The sequence below is a fragment of the Celeribacter sp. HF31 genome (assembly GCF_011806455.1).
GTDB lineage: Bacteria > Pseudomonadota > Alphaproteobacteria > Rhodobacterales > Rhodobacteraceae > Celeribacter.
This window is the reverse complement of sequence record NZ_JAATOT010000002.1, coordinates 199,566-215,885: the sequence shown is the minus strand read 5'-3', so window position 1 is coordinate 215,885 and position 16,320 is coordinate 199,566. Positions and strand designations below refer to the sequence as shown.

Here is a 16,320-nt window from a genome sequence, read left to right as displayed (position 1 = left end):
GTCCGCGGGTCAGACGCGTCAGGTATCAGCATCAGGCAGTGGGCCCGAGATGTGCGGCCAAGAGCGCCAGCCCCTGTTTCAACCTGCGCCGGTCGGGTGGGGCGCCGAGGCAGAGACGCGCACCTTCGGGGATCGGATGACCCTCGCCATGCGGGGCCGCGAATTGGCGCAGGGGCGCGACGATGACCCCCACCTCGAACAGCGTGGAGACCAATGTGCTGCTGCGCTGCCCCGGCGGCAGATGCACCAGAGCATGCATGCTCTGCGGCGCGGTGCTGGATCTCATCGCGATTTCCGAGGCCACGCGCGCGGTGGGGGCGGCCTTGGTGGTGGAGGTGACGCAATCCTTGGGCGCGATGCCGCTCGATCTCGCGCGGGTGCAGCCGGATTTCATGATCGCATCGGGCTATAAATGGCTGTTGTTTCCCTACGGGCTAAGCCAGTTTTACGCCGCCCCCAATGGCATGACGCGCGGCCTCTGGAGGAAAGCTGGCTCATCCGGACAGGCGCGGAGGTGTTCGAAACACTGTCTGATTATGCCGAGGCCTATCAACTCGGCGCGCGGCGGTTCGATATGGGGCAAAAGAGCATGCCGGCGCTTCTGCCCGGCGCTTTGGTGGCGCTGCGGCAGATCGGGGATTGGGGGGGTGAAAACATCGCGCCGCAGCTTCAGGCGATCAATGATCGGCTGGCCACATCCCTGATCGAGATGGGGCTACCCCCCGTGCCGAAATCCCAGCGCAGCCCGCATATTCTGGGTGTGGCCGCCGGGGGCGCTTTGCCCGAGGGCCTGATTCCGGCGCTGGCGGAGCGGCAGGTCTACGTCAGCCGTCGCGGCAATGCGCTTCGGATCGCGCCGCATCTGCATGTAACGGAGGCCGATGAAGCGCGGCTTTTGTCGGCTTTGTCGGCGTGCTTGGGGCGGGGGGCGTAACCTCCCGACCGCTTAGCTTGTGATCCCGCGCAGCCGTTCGGAGCGACGGCGGAGCAGCTCGACGGTGGTCAAAAGCGCAATGGAGATCACCACGAGGATGGTCGCCACGGCGAGGATCGTCGGGCTGATCTGTTCGCGCAGACCGATGAACATCTGCCAGGGCAGGGTCTTTTGACTGGCCGAGCCGACAAACAAGATGACGATCACCTCATCGAAAGAGGTGATAAAGGCAAAAAGCGCGCCGGAGATCACGCCGGGGAGGATCAGAGGCATCTGGACCCGGAAAAACGTCGTGACCGGATCGGCTCCCATATTGGCGGCGGCGCGGGTCAGCGAATTGTCAAACCCCACGAGCGTGGCGGTCACCGTGATGATCACGAAGGGGATGCCGAGCGCGGCATGGGCCAGAACGACGCCTGCATAGGTGCCCTGCAAGCCGATGCGGCTGAAAAAGAAATACATGCCGGCGGCGGAGATGATCAGCGGCACAATCATGGGCGAGATCAACAGCGCCATGATCGCCCGGCGAAACGGCACATGCGGTTGGCTCAACCCGATGGCGGCCAAGGTGCCGAGGCTCACGGAGAGGATCGTCGCCAGAGGCGCGATCTTGAGCGAGTTCCAAAGCGCCAGCTGCCAATCGCTGTTGCTGAAGAAATCGCGGTAGTGCTTGAGCGAATAGCCCTCGGGATCGAGGCGCAGCATCTCCGGCGTGAAGGTGAAGAAATCCTGCGCGTTAAAACTGAGCGGGATGACGACGACGATCGGCGCGATCAGGAAGAAAAAGATCAGCCCGCAGATCACCCGGAAACTGTAGTGCCAGATGCGCTGACCGGTGGTGGCGTAGGATGGCAAGCTCATGTCAATTACCCCAGCTTCACGTTGTCGATGCCGACAAATTTGTCATAGGCCCAGTAGAACACGAGAACGACCGCGAGGAGGATGCCGCCAAGCGCGGCCGCCAGCCCCCAGTTGAGCGAGGTCGAAATGTGAAAGGCGATGCGGTTCGAGATGAAGGTTCCGGTGGTGCCACCGACCAAAGCGGGCGTGATGTAATAGCCGATGGCGAGGATGAAGACGAGGATCGAGCCTGCGCCAATGCCCGGCACGGTCTGCGGGAAATAGACCCGCCAAAACGCCGTCCAATCGGTGGCGCCAAGGCTTTTGGCGGCGCGCAGATAGGAGGGGTTGATGGACTGCATCACGGAATACATCGGCAGGATCATGAAGGGCAAAAGGATATGCGTCATCGCAATGATCGTGCCCAATTGGTTGTTGATCATCACCAGCCGCGCGTCATCGGACACAAGTCCGATCCAGACCAGGATGTCGTTGATCACGCCTTGCTGTTGCAGCAGGATTTTCCACGCCGACGTGCGCACCAAAAGCGATGTCCAGAAAGGCAAAAGGACAAGGATCATCAAGAGGTTGGAGGTTCGCATCGGCAGGTTGGCCAAAAGCCAGGCGACCGGATAGCCCAAGGCGATACAGCTCAAGGTGATCGCCAGCGACATCATCAGCGTGCGACCGAAGAGTTTGAGGTAGATGCGTTCGTTTTCGGGTCGCATTTCGGGGCCGTCGGCGCCGAGTTGCATGTCCACGGCGGCGAGATAATAGCCGGAGGTCGTCGCGGGCGAATAGGTCTGGATCGTGCGCCAGACGTCGATGTCGCCCCAGTCCTCGTCGATGTCGAGGAATTTCTCCATAAACGGCCCGTCGGTTTCCAGATCCCAGCGTTTGACCTGACGCCCGGATTTGCGGAACAGCGAGGACATGCCCGGGTTTTCGTAATTGAGGCGCGAGCCGAGTTTGGTGTGGGTCTTTTCCTCGGCGGCGATCTGGATATCGGCGGCCAGCGCCGCGAAGACGGCCTCATCGGGCGGGGTGTCGCCACTGGCGTCCCAATCGGCGAGCGCGACCACCGTGCGCGGCAGGGTCTCAGAAACGATACCATTCTCGACCGAGCGGTAGAGCATATCCGCCACGGGCAAAATAAAGGTCACTATGATGAAAATCAGAAGCGGCGCAATCAGCATCAGCGCCCGCAATTTCTGGCGGCGCAGCGCGCGTGCAAGGCTGCGGTGCAGGGGCGTGCCGTCTGCGGCCAGAACTGGACCGGTTTGGGGGCTGTCGTCTGTGGTCGTGTCGCTCATGATCCGTCCATCGAGGTGTGTGAAGCGCAAAGGGGCAGGGCGCCCCTTTGCTTTTTCATTTTGTATTCAAGCGTTTCGCTCAGATACTTATTGCGCCAGCCAGGCCTGGAACTTGGCTTCGGCATCGTCCTGATTGTCGGCCCACCAGTCGAGGTTGTTCACGAGGAAGCGCTGAGCGTTCTCCGGGTTGGTCGGCATATGCGGCGCCATCTCGATACCAAGCTCGGCGTGTTTGCCAACGAGCGGCTGGGACGATGCACGCGCCGGACCGTAGGAGATGTACTTCGCCTGATCCGCCAGACGCTGCGTGTCGGTGGCGTATTTCACGAATTCCTTCACCGCCGCTTCGCGCTCTTCCGTCAGACCGGCCGGGATCACCCAACCGTCGAAGTCGAACACCTGGTAGTCCCAAAGCATCGCCACCGGCTGATCCTGTTCTTCGATTACGGAGAAGAGGCGGCCATTATAGGTGGAGCCGATCACGACCTCGCCATCGGCCAGAAGCTGCGGGGTTTCCGCACCTGCGGACCACCAGACGACCTCGTCCTTGATGGTGTCGAGCTTGGCCAGCGCGCGTTCCACGCCGCCGTCCTCGTCGAGCACGTCATAGAGAGCGTCCTTTTCCACGCCGTCACAGAGCAAAGCCCATTCGAGGTTCTTCTTCGGGCTTTTTTGCAGCGCACGTTTGCCGGGGAAGGTTTCCAGATCGAAGACGGCGCAGAGATCTTCGGGTTTCTTGTCGCCCCAGGCTTCGACATCGGTGCGATAGCCGAAGGTGGTGGAGAAGACGATCTGCGGGATGAAACATTCGCTGATCAAAGAGGGGCCGAAATCGTCGGTCGGCGAGGAGCCGTCGTCGCCCGGTGCCAGCACCTCATCGACATCGACCTCGATTGCGAGGCCTTCGTCACAGAGACGCACGGCGTCCGGGCCTTCGACGTCGACGAGATCCCAGGTCACATTGCCCGCCTCATCCATGGCACGCAGTTTCGCCACGGCCTCGCCGGAGCTTTCGTCCCAGATCGCGTTGAAGTCGGGCTTCATCTCGGCATAGGGCTCGGTATAGGCCTTTTGCTGGCTGGATTGATAGGCGCCGCCCCAGGACACGATGGTCATGTCTTCGGCAACGGCCGGCAGGGTGAGTGCAGTCGCGGACAAGGCGGCGGCAAGGGTCGTAAGTTTCATGTAACTCTCCAAGTTGGTGGTTTTGTTTTATGAACCCCGCCTATCTGACGGGTGTTTATGGCCACGCTCAGGCGTCCAGCGCGCGGCAATCTTCGGGCATCCAGCCGATGTTGACCGTTTCACCGGGTTTCAAACGGATTTGATCCGGCGCGTTGCGGCATTTCATGATGAAATCGTCCCGCCCCGCGACCCGCAGACGGGTGCGGAACACATCGCCCATGTAGATGAATTCCAGAACCTCGGCTTTGAGCAGATGCGCGCCCTCTTGGAACCGTTCGGAGCGGTATTCGACACGCTCGGGGCGGATCGACACTTTGGTGCGGTCGCCCACCTGTTTGACGTTCACAGGCTTGCAATCGATCAACCCGCCATCGTCGAGCTGGACCAGGGCCGTGTCGCTGTTCAGCTCTTTCACCGTGCCTTCCAAGGAATTGTTCTCACCGATGAATTGCGCAACAAAGCTGTTCTTCGGCTCTTCATAAAGCGTGTCCGGCGGATCGAGTTGCTGGATGCGGCCATCGTTGAAGACGGCAACCCGGTCGGACATGGTGAGCGCCTCGGTCTGATCGTGGGTGACGTAGACCGTGGTGATGCCCAGATTGTGCGCCAGCCGGGTGATCTCGAACTGCATATGTTCGCGCAGTTGCTTGTCGAGCGCGCCCAGCGGTTCGTCCATCAAAACGAGTTCCGGCTCGAACACCAGCGCGCGGGCCAGAGCGATCCGCTGTTGCTGACCGCCGGACAATTGCGCCGGGCGGCGACTGGCGAAATCGCCCATCTGCACCATATCGAGCGCGCGTTTGACCTTGGCCTCGCGGTCGGATTTTCCAAGCTTGCGCACTTCGAGCGGGAAGGCGAGGTTTTCGGCCACCGTCATATGCGGGAAAAGCGCGTAGTTTTGAAACACCATGCCGATGCCGCGTTTGTGCGGCGGGATGTTGTTGATGCCCTGACCGTCCAAAAGGATGTCGCCATGGGTGGCGGTCTCGAACCCCGCGAGCATCATGAGGCAGGTGGTTTTGCCGGAGCCAGACGGCCCGAGCATGGTCAGAAATTCACCTTTTCCAATTGAGAGATTGAGGTCTTTGACAACAAGTGTCTGACCGTCATAACTTTTTTGCACCTTGTCGAACACGACAAAGGCGTCTGAGCCTTGATCAAGCACAGTGTTTACGTCCCTGTTTTTCTGGCCTCTGCATCTTTGCGACGTCTGGGCCGTCCCCGTTGTTTGGTAAGAAAAGCAGCCTTCGCGAGAATGTCCACCGCACTCTCTTAAGTTTCAGGCCACCCTTCCGGGGTTGATTGATTTTTGATCATACTTGCGTGTTTTGACGCCGCTGTCCAAAGAAAATTTTGATCATCCTTTCCGAAAGTTGCGAAAAACCTCTTGGAAACGTAGCGAAAATGTTTGCCGCAAGCGGTGCCGCGGATGCGGGTCGTTGCCCCTCGCGGTTTTGATCCCCGCGAGGGGCGAAGGTTCAGTTCGATTTTTTCGCCAGTTCCCGGAGCAGCGAGGCGCGCGAGGTCTGGCCGATCAACGCCCCGTCTTGCGTCACGCCGAGAGGTGTGTCGAGTTCTGCCAGACGGGCCATGAGGTCGATCACGGGCACAGAGGCTTCGACGGTGTCGAGATGATCGCCCTTGGCCTCTTCCATCACATCGCCCGCCGTCAACACGCCCAAAGGGTTCATATGGTTGACGAATTCCTCGACGTAATCGTCGGCGGGGTTCTCGAAGATGTCCTTGGGCGTGCCGCATTGTACGATGCGCCCGCCTTTCATGATCGCGATCCGGTCGCCCAGTTTGAACGCTTCATCCAAGTCGTGGCTCACGAAAATGATCGTGCGTTTGAGTTTGCGTTGCAGCTCGAGCAATTCGTCCTGCAAGTGGTTGCGGATCAGCGGATCGAGCGCGGAAAACGGCTCGTCCATCAACAGGATCGGCGCATCGGCGGCAAAGGCGCGAGCAAGGCCCACACGTTGCTGCATGCCGCCCGAAAGCTCCGACACCTTGTTCTCGGCCCAGTCGGTCAGGTTCACGAGGCTCAGTTGCGCATCGACCTTTTTCGCGCGCACATCCGGCGGCACATGGGCCAGCTCAAGGCCAAGCCCGACGTTCTCGCGCACCGTGCGCCAGGGTAGGAGGCCGAATTGCTGGAACACCATGGCGACCCGGCTTTGGCGCAGATCGCGCAGGCCCTTGGCGTCGGCATGGGTCACGCTGACCATCTCGCTGCCGTCGCTGATCTTCACCTCGCCGCGCACCACCGGGTTGAGCCCGTTGACCGCCCGCAGAAGCGTCGATTTGCCCGACCCCGAGAGGCCCATGAGGACGAGGATTTCGCCCTCTTGGACTTCGAGCGAACAGTTGTGCACGCCCAGAACCTGTCCGGTCTGTTCCTGAACCTCAGAGCGGTCCTTGGCCTCGTCCATGAGCGGCAGGGCGGTCTCAGGTTTGTCTCCGAAGACGATGGAAACATTGTCAAAAATTACTGCGGTCATTTGCGTTCAATCCTCAGGACACGGTCCAGCATGATGGCCAGCACGACGATGACAAAGCCACTTTCAAAGCCCAAAGCGGTGTTCACCTGGTTGAGCGCCCGCACCACCGGCACGCCGAGGCCATCGGCCCCCACAAGAGCGGCGACCACGACCATGGAGAGCGACAGCATGATGGTCTGGTTCAGACCGGCCATGATCTGCGGGAGCGCAAAGGGCAGCTCGACCTTCCACAGGAGTTGCCGCGAGGTGCCGCCAAAGGCTTGGACGGCTTCGAGCAACGCGGGCGGGGTGGAGCTGATCCCGAGATGCGTCAGACGGATCGGCGCGGGCAACACGAAGACCACGGTGGCCAGAAGGCCCGGCACCATGCCGATGCCGAAAAACACGATGGCGGGGATCAGGTAGACAAAGGTCGGCAGCGTCTGCATCAGATCGAGGATCGGGCGCAGCACGCGGTAAAATCCGGGACGTCGCGCGGCATAAATGCCGATGGGCACGCCAATGGCCATACAGACGACACAGGAGGCGACGACGAGGGTGAGGCTTTCGGTGGCCTCTTCCCAATAGTCCTGATTGAGGATGAAGAGAAACCCGAGGCCGACGAGCAGACAGGCTTTCCAATTGCGTTGCAGCGCCCAGGTGCCCGCCACGAAAACGGCGATGACCACCAGCGGCGGCGGGGTTTGCAGCACCCAAAGGACGGCCTCGATCATCCATTCGAGCGCAGCAGCGAGGGCGTCGAAGAACCAGCCTCCGTGGTGTTGCATCCAGTCGAAAAAGTCGGCGGCGACCTCTCCGACCGGGATTTTAGTGTCAGTGATCCAGCTCATTGCGTTTCCGATCTTCTGGGAGTCTTGGCGGTAGGTCTCAAAACGAAAAGGCCCGAGGGTGCGCGCCCCCGGGCCGTGTTTGATCAGAGGCCGAAAGCCGCTTTGACAGCGGGAAGACCCGGCTCGCCCGCCGTGGTGGTCACGCCGTCGAGCCAAGGATCGAGGATCTCGGGGTGGGCGGTGACATAGGCTTTGACCGCATCGTCGGCGTCTTCGCCGTCGTTGAGGATCGCGCCCATGATTTCGCTTTCCATCGAAACGGTGAAGTCGAGGTTGGTCAGAAGCTTGCCGACATTGGGGCATTCCTCGGAAAAGCCCGTACGGGTCAGCGTGTTGACGACACCCACGCCGCCAAAGAATTCTTCGCCGCCGGTGAGGTATTTCAGATCGAAGTTGACATTCATCGGGTGCGGTGCCCAGCCGAGGAAGACCACGTCTTCGCCCTTGTCATAGGCGCGGCGCACCTGGCTCAGCATGCCTTGTTCGGAGCTTTCCTTGACCTTGAACTCGCCCAAGCCATGGGTGTTCGCTTCGGTCAGGCCGATCAGGTAGTCGTTGCCTTCGTTGCCCGGCTCGATGCCGTAGATGGTCTCGTCCAGCTCGTCGGCGAATTTTGCGATGTCGGCGAAATCCTTCAGGCCTTTCTCATAGGTGTAGGCGGGCACGGCGAGGGTGTAGACGGTGCCTTGCAGGTTTTCGTGGGCGATGACGATGGAGCCGTCATCGAGGTAGGGCTGAACGGCGCCGGCCTGTGCGGGCATCCAGTTGCCGAGGAAAATGTCGGTGTCGCCGCCGGAGAGCGAGGCGAAGGTCACCGGCACGGAGAGCACGGAGACGTCCACGTCATAGCCCAGCGGTTCGAGGATCTGCTTGGCGATGGAGGTGGTGGTGGTGATGTCGGTCCAGCCCACATCCGAAAACGACACAGCGTCGCAGGGTGTTTCGGCAGTGGCCGCAAGTGCGCTGAATTGGGTGGCTGCAAGAATGGTCGCGAGAGCGGTTGTTCTGAGCATTCGAGATGGTCCCTGTTTTATTTTGATTGATGAGTTAATCAAAACGTGTTGAGTCTGGTTTGACAACCGGAAGAGGACAGAAATGCCAAAAGTAGGAATGGAACCGATCCGCACGACGGCCCTGATCGAGGCGGTGATCTCGGAGATCGGACAGACCGGCTCCATGGAGGTCACCGTCAGCCAGATCGCCAAGCGGGCCGGGATGTCGAGTGCGCTGGCGCATCACTATTTTGGTAGCAAAACCAATATGTTCATCGCCGCAATGCGTCATATTTTGACGAAATACAGCGAAGAGATTCGGCAAGATCTCAAGGGCAAAACTGATCCCAAAGAGCGCATCGAGACGATCATTCGTAGCAGTTTTTCCGACATGAATATGCAGCCGGATACGGTTGGCGCATGGCTTAATTTTTACGTTTATGCCCAAAGATCAGGCGAAGTTTCGCGCCTTCTCAGAGTCTATCACCGCCGTCTTCGCTCGAATCTCCTCGCCGAATTGCGGCAGGTGATTCCCGCTCAGGCCCCGATGGTGGCCGAAGGCATCGCGGCGCTGATCGACGGCGCCTACATCCGTTTCGTGCTCTGCGACGAACGCGACCGACCGGAGCACCCGGAAGCCATCGTGCTCGATTATCTCAACCTGCACCTGCCGAAAGAGCAGGGCATCTGAAGCAAGTCCGACGGGAACCTCACATGACTGCACAATCCCCCAATATCCTCATTATTATGGTCGACCAGTTGAACGGCACGTTGTTTCCCGACGGGCCGGCCGAGTGGCTCCATGCCCCCAATCTCAAACGTCTGGCCGCGCGCTCGACGCGGTTTGCCCACAGCTACACCGGCTCGCCTTTGTGCGCACCGGGGCGGGCGAGCTTCATGTCCGGCCAATTGCCCTCGCGCACGCGTGTGTATGACAATGCCGCCGAGTTTGCCTCCGACATCCCAACCTACGCGCACCACCTGCGCCGCGCGGGCTATCAAACCTGCCTCTCGGGCAAGATGCATTTCGTCGGCCCGGATCAGCTCCACGGGTTCGAGGAACGTCTGACCACCGACATCTATCCCGCCGATTTCGGCTGGACGCCGGATTATCGCAAACCCGGCGAGCGCATCGACTGGTGGTATCACAACATGGGGTCGGTGACCGGCGCGGGTGTGGCCGAGATTTCCAACCAGATGGAATATGACGACGAGGTGGCCTATCACGCCACGCGCAAACTTCAGGACCTGTCGCGCGGCAAGGATGACCGCCCGTGGTGCCTGACGGTGAGTTTCACCCATCCGCATGATCCCTATGTGACGCGGCAGAAATACTGGGACCTTTACGAGGATTGCGAGCATCTTTCGCCCGAGGTTCCGGCGATGGACTATGAGGACCACGATCCGCATTCGAAACGCATCTTCGACGCCAACGACTGGCGCAATTTCGACATCACGGACCAGGACATCCGCAAATCGCGTCGGGCGTATTTTTCCAACATCTCCTATCTCGATGACAAGATCGGCGGCATCCTCGACGCGCTGGAGGCCACACGGCAGGAGGCGGTGATCCTCTTTGTCTCCGACCATGGCGATATGCTGGGCGAGCGGGGGCTGTGGTTCAAGATGACCTTCTTTGAGGGCTCCGCACGGGTGCCTTTGATGATCGCCTCTCCCGATCTTGCCCCCGGCCTGATCGAGACGCCGGTCTCGACCATCGACGTCACGCCGACGCTGTGCGACATCGCGGGTGTGTCGATGGAAGACGTCATGCCCTGGACCGATGGCGAGAGCCTCATCCCGCTGGCCAAGGGCGAGGCGCGCACGGCCCCCGTCGCCATGGAATATGCCGCCGAAGCCTCTTACGCGCCACTCGTCGCTTTGCGGGACGGGGATTACAAATTTACCCGCTGTGCTTTGGATCCCGAGCAATTGTTCGATGTCGCGCATGACCCGCATGAGCTGACGAACCTCGCGGCGGACCCGGCGTATACCGACACGCTCGCGCGGTTTCAGGCCATGGCCGACGCGCGCTGGGATCTCGACCTCTTCGATGCGCAGGTCCGCGAAAGTCAGGCGCGGCGCTGGATCGTCTATGAGGCGCTGCGCAACGGCGATTATTTTCCTTGGGATTATCAGCCGCTGCAAAAGGCCTCCGAGCGTTACATGCGCAACCACATGGATTTGAACACCGTCGAAGACATCGCGCGTTTCCCGCGTGGCGAATGACTTTGGCTGAAAGGACCAGACCGATGACACCCTCCCCAGACCACCCGCCCGTTCAACAGCCTAAAGCCAGCCACTTTATCAATGGCCGCTATGTCGAAGACAGTGACGGGGCCGCTCTCAATTCCACTTATCCGGCCACGGGCGAGGTGATTGCCAAGCTTTATTCCGCAACGCCCTCCATCGTGGATCAGGCCCTCGCCGCCGCCGATGCCGCGCGTGCCGGGTGGGCCGCGATGACCGGCTCCGAGCGGGGCCGCATCCTGCGCCGTGCCGCCGAGATCATCCGCGCGCGCAATCATGAGCTGTCGGTGATGGAGACCTATGACACCGGCAAGCCTTTGCAGGAGACCTTGATTGCAGACGCCGCCTCGGGGGCCGATTGCCTCGAATATTTCGGGTCGATCGCGGCGGGGCTGACCGGCGAGCACATCCAGTTGGGCGCGGATTTCGCCTATACGATCCGCGAACCTCTGGGCGTCTGCGTGGGCTTGGGCGCGTGGAACTACCCGACCCAGATCGCCTGTTGGAAGGCCGCGCCTGCGCTGGCTTGCGGCAACACGATGGTGTTCAAGCCCTCGGAGACGACGCCGCTGGGCGCGCTGAAACTGGCCGAAATCCTGTCAGAAGCCGGGCTGCCCGACGGCGTGTTCAACGTGGTGCAGGGTTACGGCGATGTGGGTGCTGCGCTGGTCGAGGACAAGCGCGTGGCAAAAGTCTCTCTCACCGGTTCCGTGCCGACAGGACGCAAGGTCTACGCGGCGGCGGCGGCGGGGATGAAACACGTCACCATGGAATTGGGCGGCAAATCGCCCCTGATCATTTTCGACGACGCCAGCTTGGATGACGCCATCTCTGCCGCGATCAACGGCAATTTCTACTCCTCCGGCCAGATTTGTTCCAACGGCACGCGGGTCTTTGTGCAGAAAGGCATCCTGCCGCATTTCCTCGCGCGTCTCAAAACCCGCACCGAACGCGCCGTGATCGGCGACCCGATGGATGAGGCGACGAATTTTGGCCCGATGGTGTCGCAAGGCCAGCTCGACATCACGCTCAGATATATCGAGAAGGGGGTTGAGGAGGGCGCGACGCTGATCACCGGCGGCAAGGCGCATGAGAGGGGCGGGCTTTACATCGAACCCACCGTCTTCTCCGACGTTACAGACGACATGGCCATCGCCCGCGAAGAGATTTTCGGCCCGGTGATGTCCGTTCTGCCGTTTGACACCGAAGAGGAGGTCATGGCGCGGGCCAATGACACCGAGTTCGGGCTGGCCGCCGGTGTGTTCACCTCGGATCTGACCCGCGCGCATCGGGTGGTCAAAGGCTTTGAGGCGGGCACCTGTTGGATCAACGCCTATAACCTGACGCCCATTGAGATGCCCTTTGGCGGCGTCAAAGCCTCCGGCGTGGGGCGCGAAAACGCCCATGCCGCCATCGAGCATTATTCCGAAGTGAAATCCGTCTATGTCGGCCTTTCTCCGGTCGAAGCCGCCTTCTGAGAGGAGCACGTTATGGAAGCAGATTTCGTCATCATCGGCGCGGGCAGCGCAGGCTCGGCCATGACCTATCGTCTGTCTGAGAGCGGGGCCTCGGTTCTGGTCATCGAACATGGCGGCACGGATGCGGGGCCACTCATTCAGATGCCGGCCGCGCTGTCCTATCCGATGAATATGAAGCGCTACGATTGGGGCTATCAATCCGAGCCCGAGCCGCATCTCGATGGCCGTCGCCTCGCCACGCCGCGCGGCAAGGTGATCGGGGGATCGTCCTCGATCAACGGCATGGTCTATGTGCGCGGCCATGCGCGCGATTTCGACACCTGGGCGGAGATGGGCGCAGATGGCTGGGCCTATAAAAATGTGCTGCCGTACTACAAACGCATGGAGACCTGGCACGACGGCGGCCATGGCGGCGATCCAAGCTGGCGCGGGACCGATGGGCCTTTGCATGTCACCCGAGGTCCCCGCGACAACCCGCTGTTTCAGGCCTTCGTCGATGCGGGCGCGCAAGCGGGCTATGAGGTCACCGGCGACTATAACGGCGAGAAACAAGAGGGCTTTGGCCCGATGGAGCAAACCGTCTGGAAAGGCCGCCGCTGGTCCGCCGCCAACGCCTATCTGAAACCGGCGCTGAAACGCGAGAATTGCGATCTGGTCCACGGGCTTGTGGACCGCATCGAGATCGAAGAAGGCCGTGCCACCGGTGTGCGTCTGGTCGATGGTCGGGTGATCAAAGCCCGGCGCGAGGTGGTGCTCTCGGCGGGCTCGATCAATTCGCCGAAAATCCTGTTGCAATCGGGGGTCGGCCCGGCCGACGAACTGGCCGCACTGGGCATCGAGGTCAAAGCCGACCGCCGTGGCGTGGGTAAGAACCTGCAAGATCACCTTGAGCTTTATCTGCAAATGGCGGCCTCGCAACCGATCACGCTCTACAAACACTGGAACCTGATCTCCAAGGCCCTGATCGGCGCGCAATGGCTGTTCACGAAACAGGGGCTGGGGGCGTCGAACCAGTTCGAGAGCGCGGCCTTTATTCGCTCGAAGGCCGGCGTGGAATATCCTGATATTCAATATCATTTCCTGCCCATCGCCGTGCGCTATGACGGGCAGGCCGCCGCCGAAGGTCACGGGTTCCAAGCCCATGTCGGCCCGATGCGCTCACCCTCACGAGGGGAAGTCACTCTGCGCTCGAAAGACCCGCGTGAGGCGCCAAAAATCCTGTTCAATTACATGTCTCAGGAGAAGGATTGGGAGGATTTCCGCAGCTGTATCCGCCTGACGCGTGAGATTTTCGGCCAGGATGCGTTTAAGCCCTACGTCAAACACGAAATCCAACCGGGGGCCGGGGTCCAAAGCGACGAGGAGCTGAACGGTTTCATCAAAGAGCACGTCGAAAGCGCCTATCACCCCTGCGGCACCTGTCGCATGGGGCGCGCGGACGATCCGATGGCCGTCGTGGACCCGGAAAACCGCGTGATCGGGGTCGAAGGGCTGCGGCTTGCCGACAGTTCGATCTTTCCGCAGATCCCCAACGGCAACCTCAATGCGCCCTCGATCATGTCGGGCGAAAAGGCGTCGGATCACATTCTGGGCAAAACCCCGCTGCCGGCCTCGAACGCCGAGCCCTGGATCAACCCGCGGTGGGAGACGGCGCAACGATAGGCCTCTTTTGAGCAGGCCTCTGTTGAACAGGAGCCTGCTTGACACTCCGCCTCTATGCTGGTTGAGCCAGTTTCAGCGCCCTTCGGGCGGCGTTAGGACTGGTCGCACCCGTCACGACGACATATATGGGGGCAAAAGGAGTTGGGCATGGCGGACGCGAAGAGTTCAAAACCAGACGTGACGGCGCTCTCGCATGTCTCGCGCGAGGCGTTTCGCGATGGTATGGCGCATCTGGCGGGGGCGGTGAACATCGTGACCACCGACGGGCCTGCGGGCCGCGCGGGCTTTACCGCGACCGCCGTCTGTTCCGTGACCGACACGCCGCCGACGCTTTTGGTCTGTGTGAATCTGTCCAGCTCGGTTGCCCCGGCTTTTCTGCAAAACACCGCCCTCTGCGTGAACACCGTGGGGCCCGATCTGGCCGAATTGGCGATGGCTTTTGGCGGCAAACTCCCGGTGGACGAACGCTTTGTCGAGCAGGACTGGAGCGCGGATGTCACGGGCGCGCCGTGCCTCAAAGGGGCGGCTGTTTCATTCGACTGCCATGTGACGGCCCGCCAAGAGATCGGCACCCATGCGGTGCTGTTCTGCGAGGTGCTGAGTGTTGTGCGCGCCGACAGCCCGAGCGCCTCCGTCTATTACGCCCGCAAATTCCACGCGCTCGACAGCTGACTGCGCGCCCAAACGCTGTGAAGCCAAAGAGGCTTGGCATCTGAGGGGGGCAATGTTATCCGACGCGCTGCCCCCGCGATCTGTCTGAAAGCCCTGAAATGAGCCGTTTGACCCCAACCCTAGAGCACTCTGCGCGCCTCTCCGTCGCCCCGATGATGGATTGGACGGACCGTCATTGCCGCTATCTGCATCGGCTGATGTCGCATCATGCGCTGTTGTACACGGAGATGGTGACGGCGCCCGCTTTGGTGCGCGGCGGCGCGGTGCATTTGCTCGAGTACAATCCGGAAGAACACCCCGTGGCGCTGCAACTCGGCGGGTCTGACCTGGCGGAGTTGAAAGCGGCGACGGCGCTCTGCGTCGAGAGGGGCTATGACGAGGTGAACCTCAATGTCGGCTGCCCCTCGGATCGGGTGCAATCGGGGGCCTTTGGGGCCGTGCTGATGAAGTCGCCGGATCTCGTGGCGGACTGTGTGAGCGCCATGCAAGAGGGTGCGGGCGACGTGCCGGTGACGGTGAAATGCCGGATCGGGGTGGATGATCAGGACCCCGCTGAGGTCTTGCCCGCCTTCTTGGACAAGATGCGCGGCGCGGGTGTGACGCGGATCATGGTGCATGCCCGCAAGGCCTGGCTTGACGGGCTTAGCCCGAAGGAAAACCGCGACATCCCGCCGTTGGATTACGCCCTCGTGCATGAGATGAAACGCACCTTCCCGGAGCTGCATCTGTCGATCAACGGCGGTGTGCAAAGCCTTGAAACGGTTGAGGAAGAATTGAATGTCATGGATGGCGTGATGGTCGGTCGCGCGGCCTATCATCAGCCCTATGACATTCTGGGTCACGCCGATCAAAAGGTGTTCGGTGACGCCCGCCAAGCTCTGAGCCGCGCCGACGTGGTCTTTGCCATGGAAGACTACATCGGGCGCCACATCGCATCGGGCGGCAAGCTGGCGCAGGTCACCAAACATATGCTCGGGCTCTTTGCCGGCCAACCCGGCGCGCGGCGCTGGAAACGGGTGCTTTCCGAGGGGGCGCATAAAGAGGGTGCAGGGTTTGAGTTGGTGCGCGAGGCTTTGCCGGAGTGAGTGCAGAAAAAGAGCGGCGAAATGGCCGCTCTTTAGGGTCATAAGGTCTAATGTGGAATATTCACCAAGAGAGCGTCTTGACCGTCGGATCAAACAGCCAGCTTTCTACCACGGGATATGTGCCCATTTCGACGCCGTCGATATAGTCGTCTTTGGTCAGGCCTGCCGCTTGTGAACAAGCGGAACACATGATCACGGTGCCGCCATCAGCCATAAAATTCGTCAGCATGTCCTGAATTGACGTGCCGCTTTCGGCCATCAGTCCGGGGACGTTGCTCGGACGTTTCTTGTCGGCCAGATAGACCCCGCGCACATTGAGCCAGATCGCTGTCGGGTGCCCGTTCTTAAGCGATTTCTCATGGGCAAACATGATGGCTTTTGCTGCAGCCCATGTGTCGTCGGTGGTCAGGTTGATGAACAGACCGGGTTTTTCCTCCTGCGCGTTTACCGTGAGTGGTGTCACGAGGAGTGAGAGCGCAAACATAAGTTTTATAAGGAAGTTTCGCATAATTTTCCTCCCATATATGCAATGGGAGGATGCTGTCATGTGGGCGTCAGGCAGACAAGTGGGAGAGGCG

17 protein-coding genes are annotated in these 16,320 nt (G+C 60.8%); 8 read left to right on the top strand and 9 right to left on the bottom strand.

Annotated elements, in window-relative coordinates; genetic code table 11:
* Positions 1-31: 31 nt before the first annotated feature.
* The gene (locus tag HCZ23_RS04460) at positions 32-394 is read right to left on the bottom strand and encodes a hypothetical protein (protein WP_254869924.1); all 363 of its coding nucleotides are present in this window, start codon (positions 392-394) and stop codon (positions 32-34) included.
* On the opposite strand from HCZ23_RS04460, the gene HCZ23_RS18285 reads away from it, so the two are divergent.
* Positions 312-704 carry a hypothetical protein gene (locus HCZ23_RS18285; protein ID WP_368487304.1) on the top strand — a complete coding sequence of 131 codons (393 nt, stop codon included), beginning with the start codon at positions 312-314 and terminating at the stop codon, positions 702-704. The genes HCZ23_RS04460 and HCZ23_RS18285 overlap by 83 nt on opposite strands.
* Before the next feature lie 5 nt (positions 705-709).
* The gene (locus HCZ23_RS18280) at positions 710-934 is read left to right on the top strand and encodes a hypothetical protein (protein ID WP_167600507.1); all 225 of its coding nucleotides are present in this window, start codon (positions 710-712) and stop codon (positions 932-934) included.
* Between the two features lie 12 nt (positions 935-946).
* Here the strand turns inward: HCZ23_RS18280 and HCZ23_RS04445 are convergent, their stop codons facing one another.
* The 7 genes from HCZ23_RS04445 to choX all read right to left on the bottom strand — a co-directional run bounded on the left by HCZ23_RS04445 (position 947) and on the right by choX (position 8,616).
* Positions 947-1,795 (bottom strand): ABC transporter permease, encoded by an 849-nt coding sequence (locus HCZ23_RS04445; protein WP_167600506.1) that lies wholly within the window; start codon positions 1,793-1,795, stop codon positions 947-949.
* Between the two features lie 5 nt (positions 1,796-1,800).
* On the bottom strand, positions 1,801-3,087 hold the full coding sequence (locus tag HCZ23_RS04440; protein WP_167600505.1) for an ABC transporter permease: 1,287 nt from the start codon (positions 3,085-3,087) through the stop codon (positions 1,801-1,803).
* A gap of 87 nt (positions 3,088-3,174) precedes the next feature.
* On the bottom strand, positions 3,175-4,272 hold the full coding sequence (locus HCZ23_RS04435) for an extracellular solute-binding protein (RefSeq protein WP_167600504.1): 1,098 nt from the start codon (positions 4,270-4,272) through the stop codon (positions 3,175-3,177).
* Between the two features lie 67 nt (positions 4,273-4,339).
* Positions 4,340-5,437 (bottom strand): ABC transporter ATP-binding protein, encoded by a 1,098-nt coding sequence (locus tag HCZ23_RS04430; protein WP_167600503.1) that lies wholly within the window; start codon positions 5,435-5,437, stop codon positions 4,340-4,342.
* Between the two features lie 313 nt (positions 5,438-5,750).
* A complete protein-coding gene (gene choV, locus HCZ23_RS04425) occupies positions 5,751-6,773 on the bottom strand; it encodes a choline ABC transporter ATP-binding protein (RefSeq protein ID WP_167600502.1) in 1,023 nt (340 codons plus the stop codon).
* The gene (choW, locus tag HCZ23_RS04420) at positions 6,770-7,603 is read right to left on the bottom strand and encodes a choline ABC transporter permease subunit (protein ID WP_167600501.1); all 834 of its coding nucleotides are present in this window, start codon (positions 7,601-7,603) and stop codon (positions 6,770-6,772) included. Before choW ends, choV begins: the two co-directional genes overlap by 4 nt.
* An 83-nt stretch (positions 7,604-7,686) precedes the next feature.
* Positions 7,687-8,616: a choline ABC transporter substrate-binding protein gene (gene choX, locus HCZ23_RS04415; protein WP_167600500.1), complete on the bottom strand. Its 930-nt coding sequence runs from the start codon at positions 8,614-8,616 to the stop codon at positions 7,687-7,689.
* An 82-nt stretch (positions 8,617-8,698) separates the two neighbouring features.
* Between choX and betI the strand changes: the two genes are divergently transcribed.
* The 6 genes from betI to dusA all read left to right on the top strand — a co-directional run bounded on the left by betI (position 8,699) and on the right by dusA (position 15,742).
* Positions 8,699-9,286, top strand: coding sequence for a transcriptional regulator BetI (gene betI, locus HCZ23_RS04410; RefSeq protein WP_167600499.1), 588 nt, complete (start codon positions 8,699-8,701; stop codon positions 9,284-9,286).
* A 23-nt stretch (positions 9,287-9,309) separates the two neighbouring features.
* The gene (gene betC / locus HCZ23_RS04405; RefSeq protein ID WP_167600498.1) at positions 9,310-10,824 is read left to right on the top strand and encodes a choline-sulfatase; all 1,515 of its coding nucleotides are present in this window, start codon (positions 9,310-9,312) and stop codon (positions 10,822-10,824) included.
* Between the two features lie 23 nt (positions 10,825-10,847).
* Positions 10,848-12,323: a betaine-aldehyde dehydrogenase gene (betB, locus tag HCZ23_RS04400; protein ID WP_167600497.1), complete on the top strand. Its 1,476-nt coding sequence runs from the start codon at positions 10,848-10,850 to the stop codon at positions 12,321-12,323.
* Positions 12,324-12,335: 12 nt separating this feature from the next.
* Positions 12,336-13,985, top strand: coding sequence for a choline dehydrogenase (gene betA, locus HCZ23_RS04395; protein ID WP_167600496.1), 1,650 nt, complete (start codon positions 12,336-12,338; stop codon positions 13,983-13,985).
* A gap of 147 nt (positions 13,986-14,132) precedes the next feature.
* Positions 14,133-14,657: a flavin reductase gene (locus HCZ23_RS04390; RefSeq protein ID WP_167600495.1), complete on the top strand. Its 525-nt coding sequence runs from the start codon at positions 14,133-14,135 to the stop codon at positions 14,655-14,657.
* A 98-nt stretch (positions 14,658-14,755) separates the two neighbouring features.
* Entirely contained in the window at positions 14,756-15,742 is a 987-nt protein-coding gene (gene dusA / locus HCZ23_RS04385) for a tRNA dihydrouridine(20/20a) synthase DusA (RefSeq protein ID WP_167600494.1), read from the top strand.
* 61 nt (positions 15,743-15,803) lie between these two features.
* Here the strand turns inward: dusA and HCZ23_RS04380 are convergent, their stop codons facing one another.
* Entirely contained in the window at positions 15,804-16,205 is a 402-nt protein-coding gene (locus HCZ23_RS04380; RefSeq protein ID WP_368487293.1) for a DsrE family protein, read from the bottom strand.
* Positions 16,206-16,320: the final 115 nt, after the last annotated feature.

What these genes read in the sequence shown, in the direction of transcription:
- HCZ23_RS04460 (WP_254869924.1), bottom strand. Translation starts at nt 394, where the DNA reads ATGAAATCCGGCTGCACCCGCGCGAGATCGAGCGGCATCGCGCCCAAG.
- HCZ23_RS18280 (WP_167600507.1), top strand. Translation starts at nt 710, where the DNA reads ATGGGGCTACCCCCCGTGCCGAAATCCCAGCGCAGCCCGCATATTCTG.
- HCZ23_RS04445 (WP_167600506.1), bottom strand. Translation starts at nt 1,795, where the DNA reads ATGAGCTTGCCATCCTACGCCACCACCGGTCAGCGCATCTGGCACTAC.
- HCZ23_RS04440 (WP_167600505.1), bottom strand. Translation starts at nt 3,087, where the DNA reads ATGAGCGACACGACCACAGACGACAGCCCCCAAACCGGTCCAGTTCTG.
- HCZ23_RS04435 (WP_167600504.1), bottom strand. Translation starts at nt 4,272, where the DNA reads ATGAAACTTACGACCCTTGCCGCCGCCTTGTCCGCGACTGCACTCACC.
- choV (WP_167600502.1), bottom strand. Translation starts at nt 6,773, where the DNA reads ATGACCGCAGTAATTTTTGACAATGTTTCCATCGTCTTCGGAGACAAA.
- choW (WP_167600501.1), bottom strand. Translation starts at nt 7,603, where the DNA reads ATGAGCTGGATCACTGACACTAAAATCCCGGTCGGAGAGGTCGCCGCC.
- choX (WP_167600500.1), bottom strand. Translation starts at nt 8,616, where the DNA reads ATGCTCAGAACAACCGCTCTCGCGACCATTCTTGCAGCCACCCAATTC.
- betI (WP_167600499.1), top strand. Translation starts at nt 8,699, where the DNA reads ATGCCAAAAGTAGGAATGGAACCGATCCGCACGACGGCCCTGATCGAG.
- betC (WP_167600498.1), top strand. Translation starts at nt 9,310, where the DNA reads ATGACTGCACAATCCCCCAATATCCTCATTATTATGGTCGACCAGTTG.
- betB (WP_167600497.1), top strand. Translation starts at nt 10,848, where the DNA reads ATGACACCCTCCCCAGACCACCCGCCCGTTCAACAGCCTAAAGCCAGC.
- betA (WP_167600496.1), top strand. Translation starts at nt 12,336, where the DNA reads ATGGAAGCAGATTTCGTCATCATCGGCGCGGGCAGCGCAGGCTCGGCC.
- HCZ23_RS04390 (WP_167600495.1), top strand. Translation starts at nt 14,133, where the DNA reads ATGGCGGACGCGAAGAGTTCAAAACCAGACGTGACGGCGCTCTCGCAT.
- dusA (WP_167600494.1), top strand. Translation starts at nt 14,756, where the DNA reads ATGAGCCGTTTGACCCCAACCCTAGAGCACTCTGCGCGCCTCTCCGTC.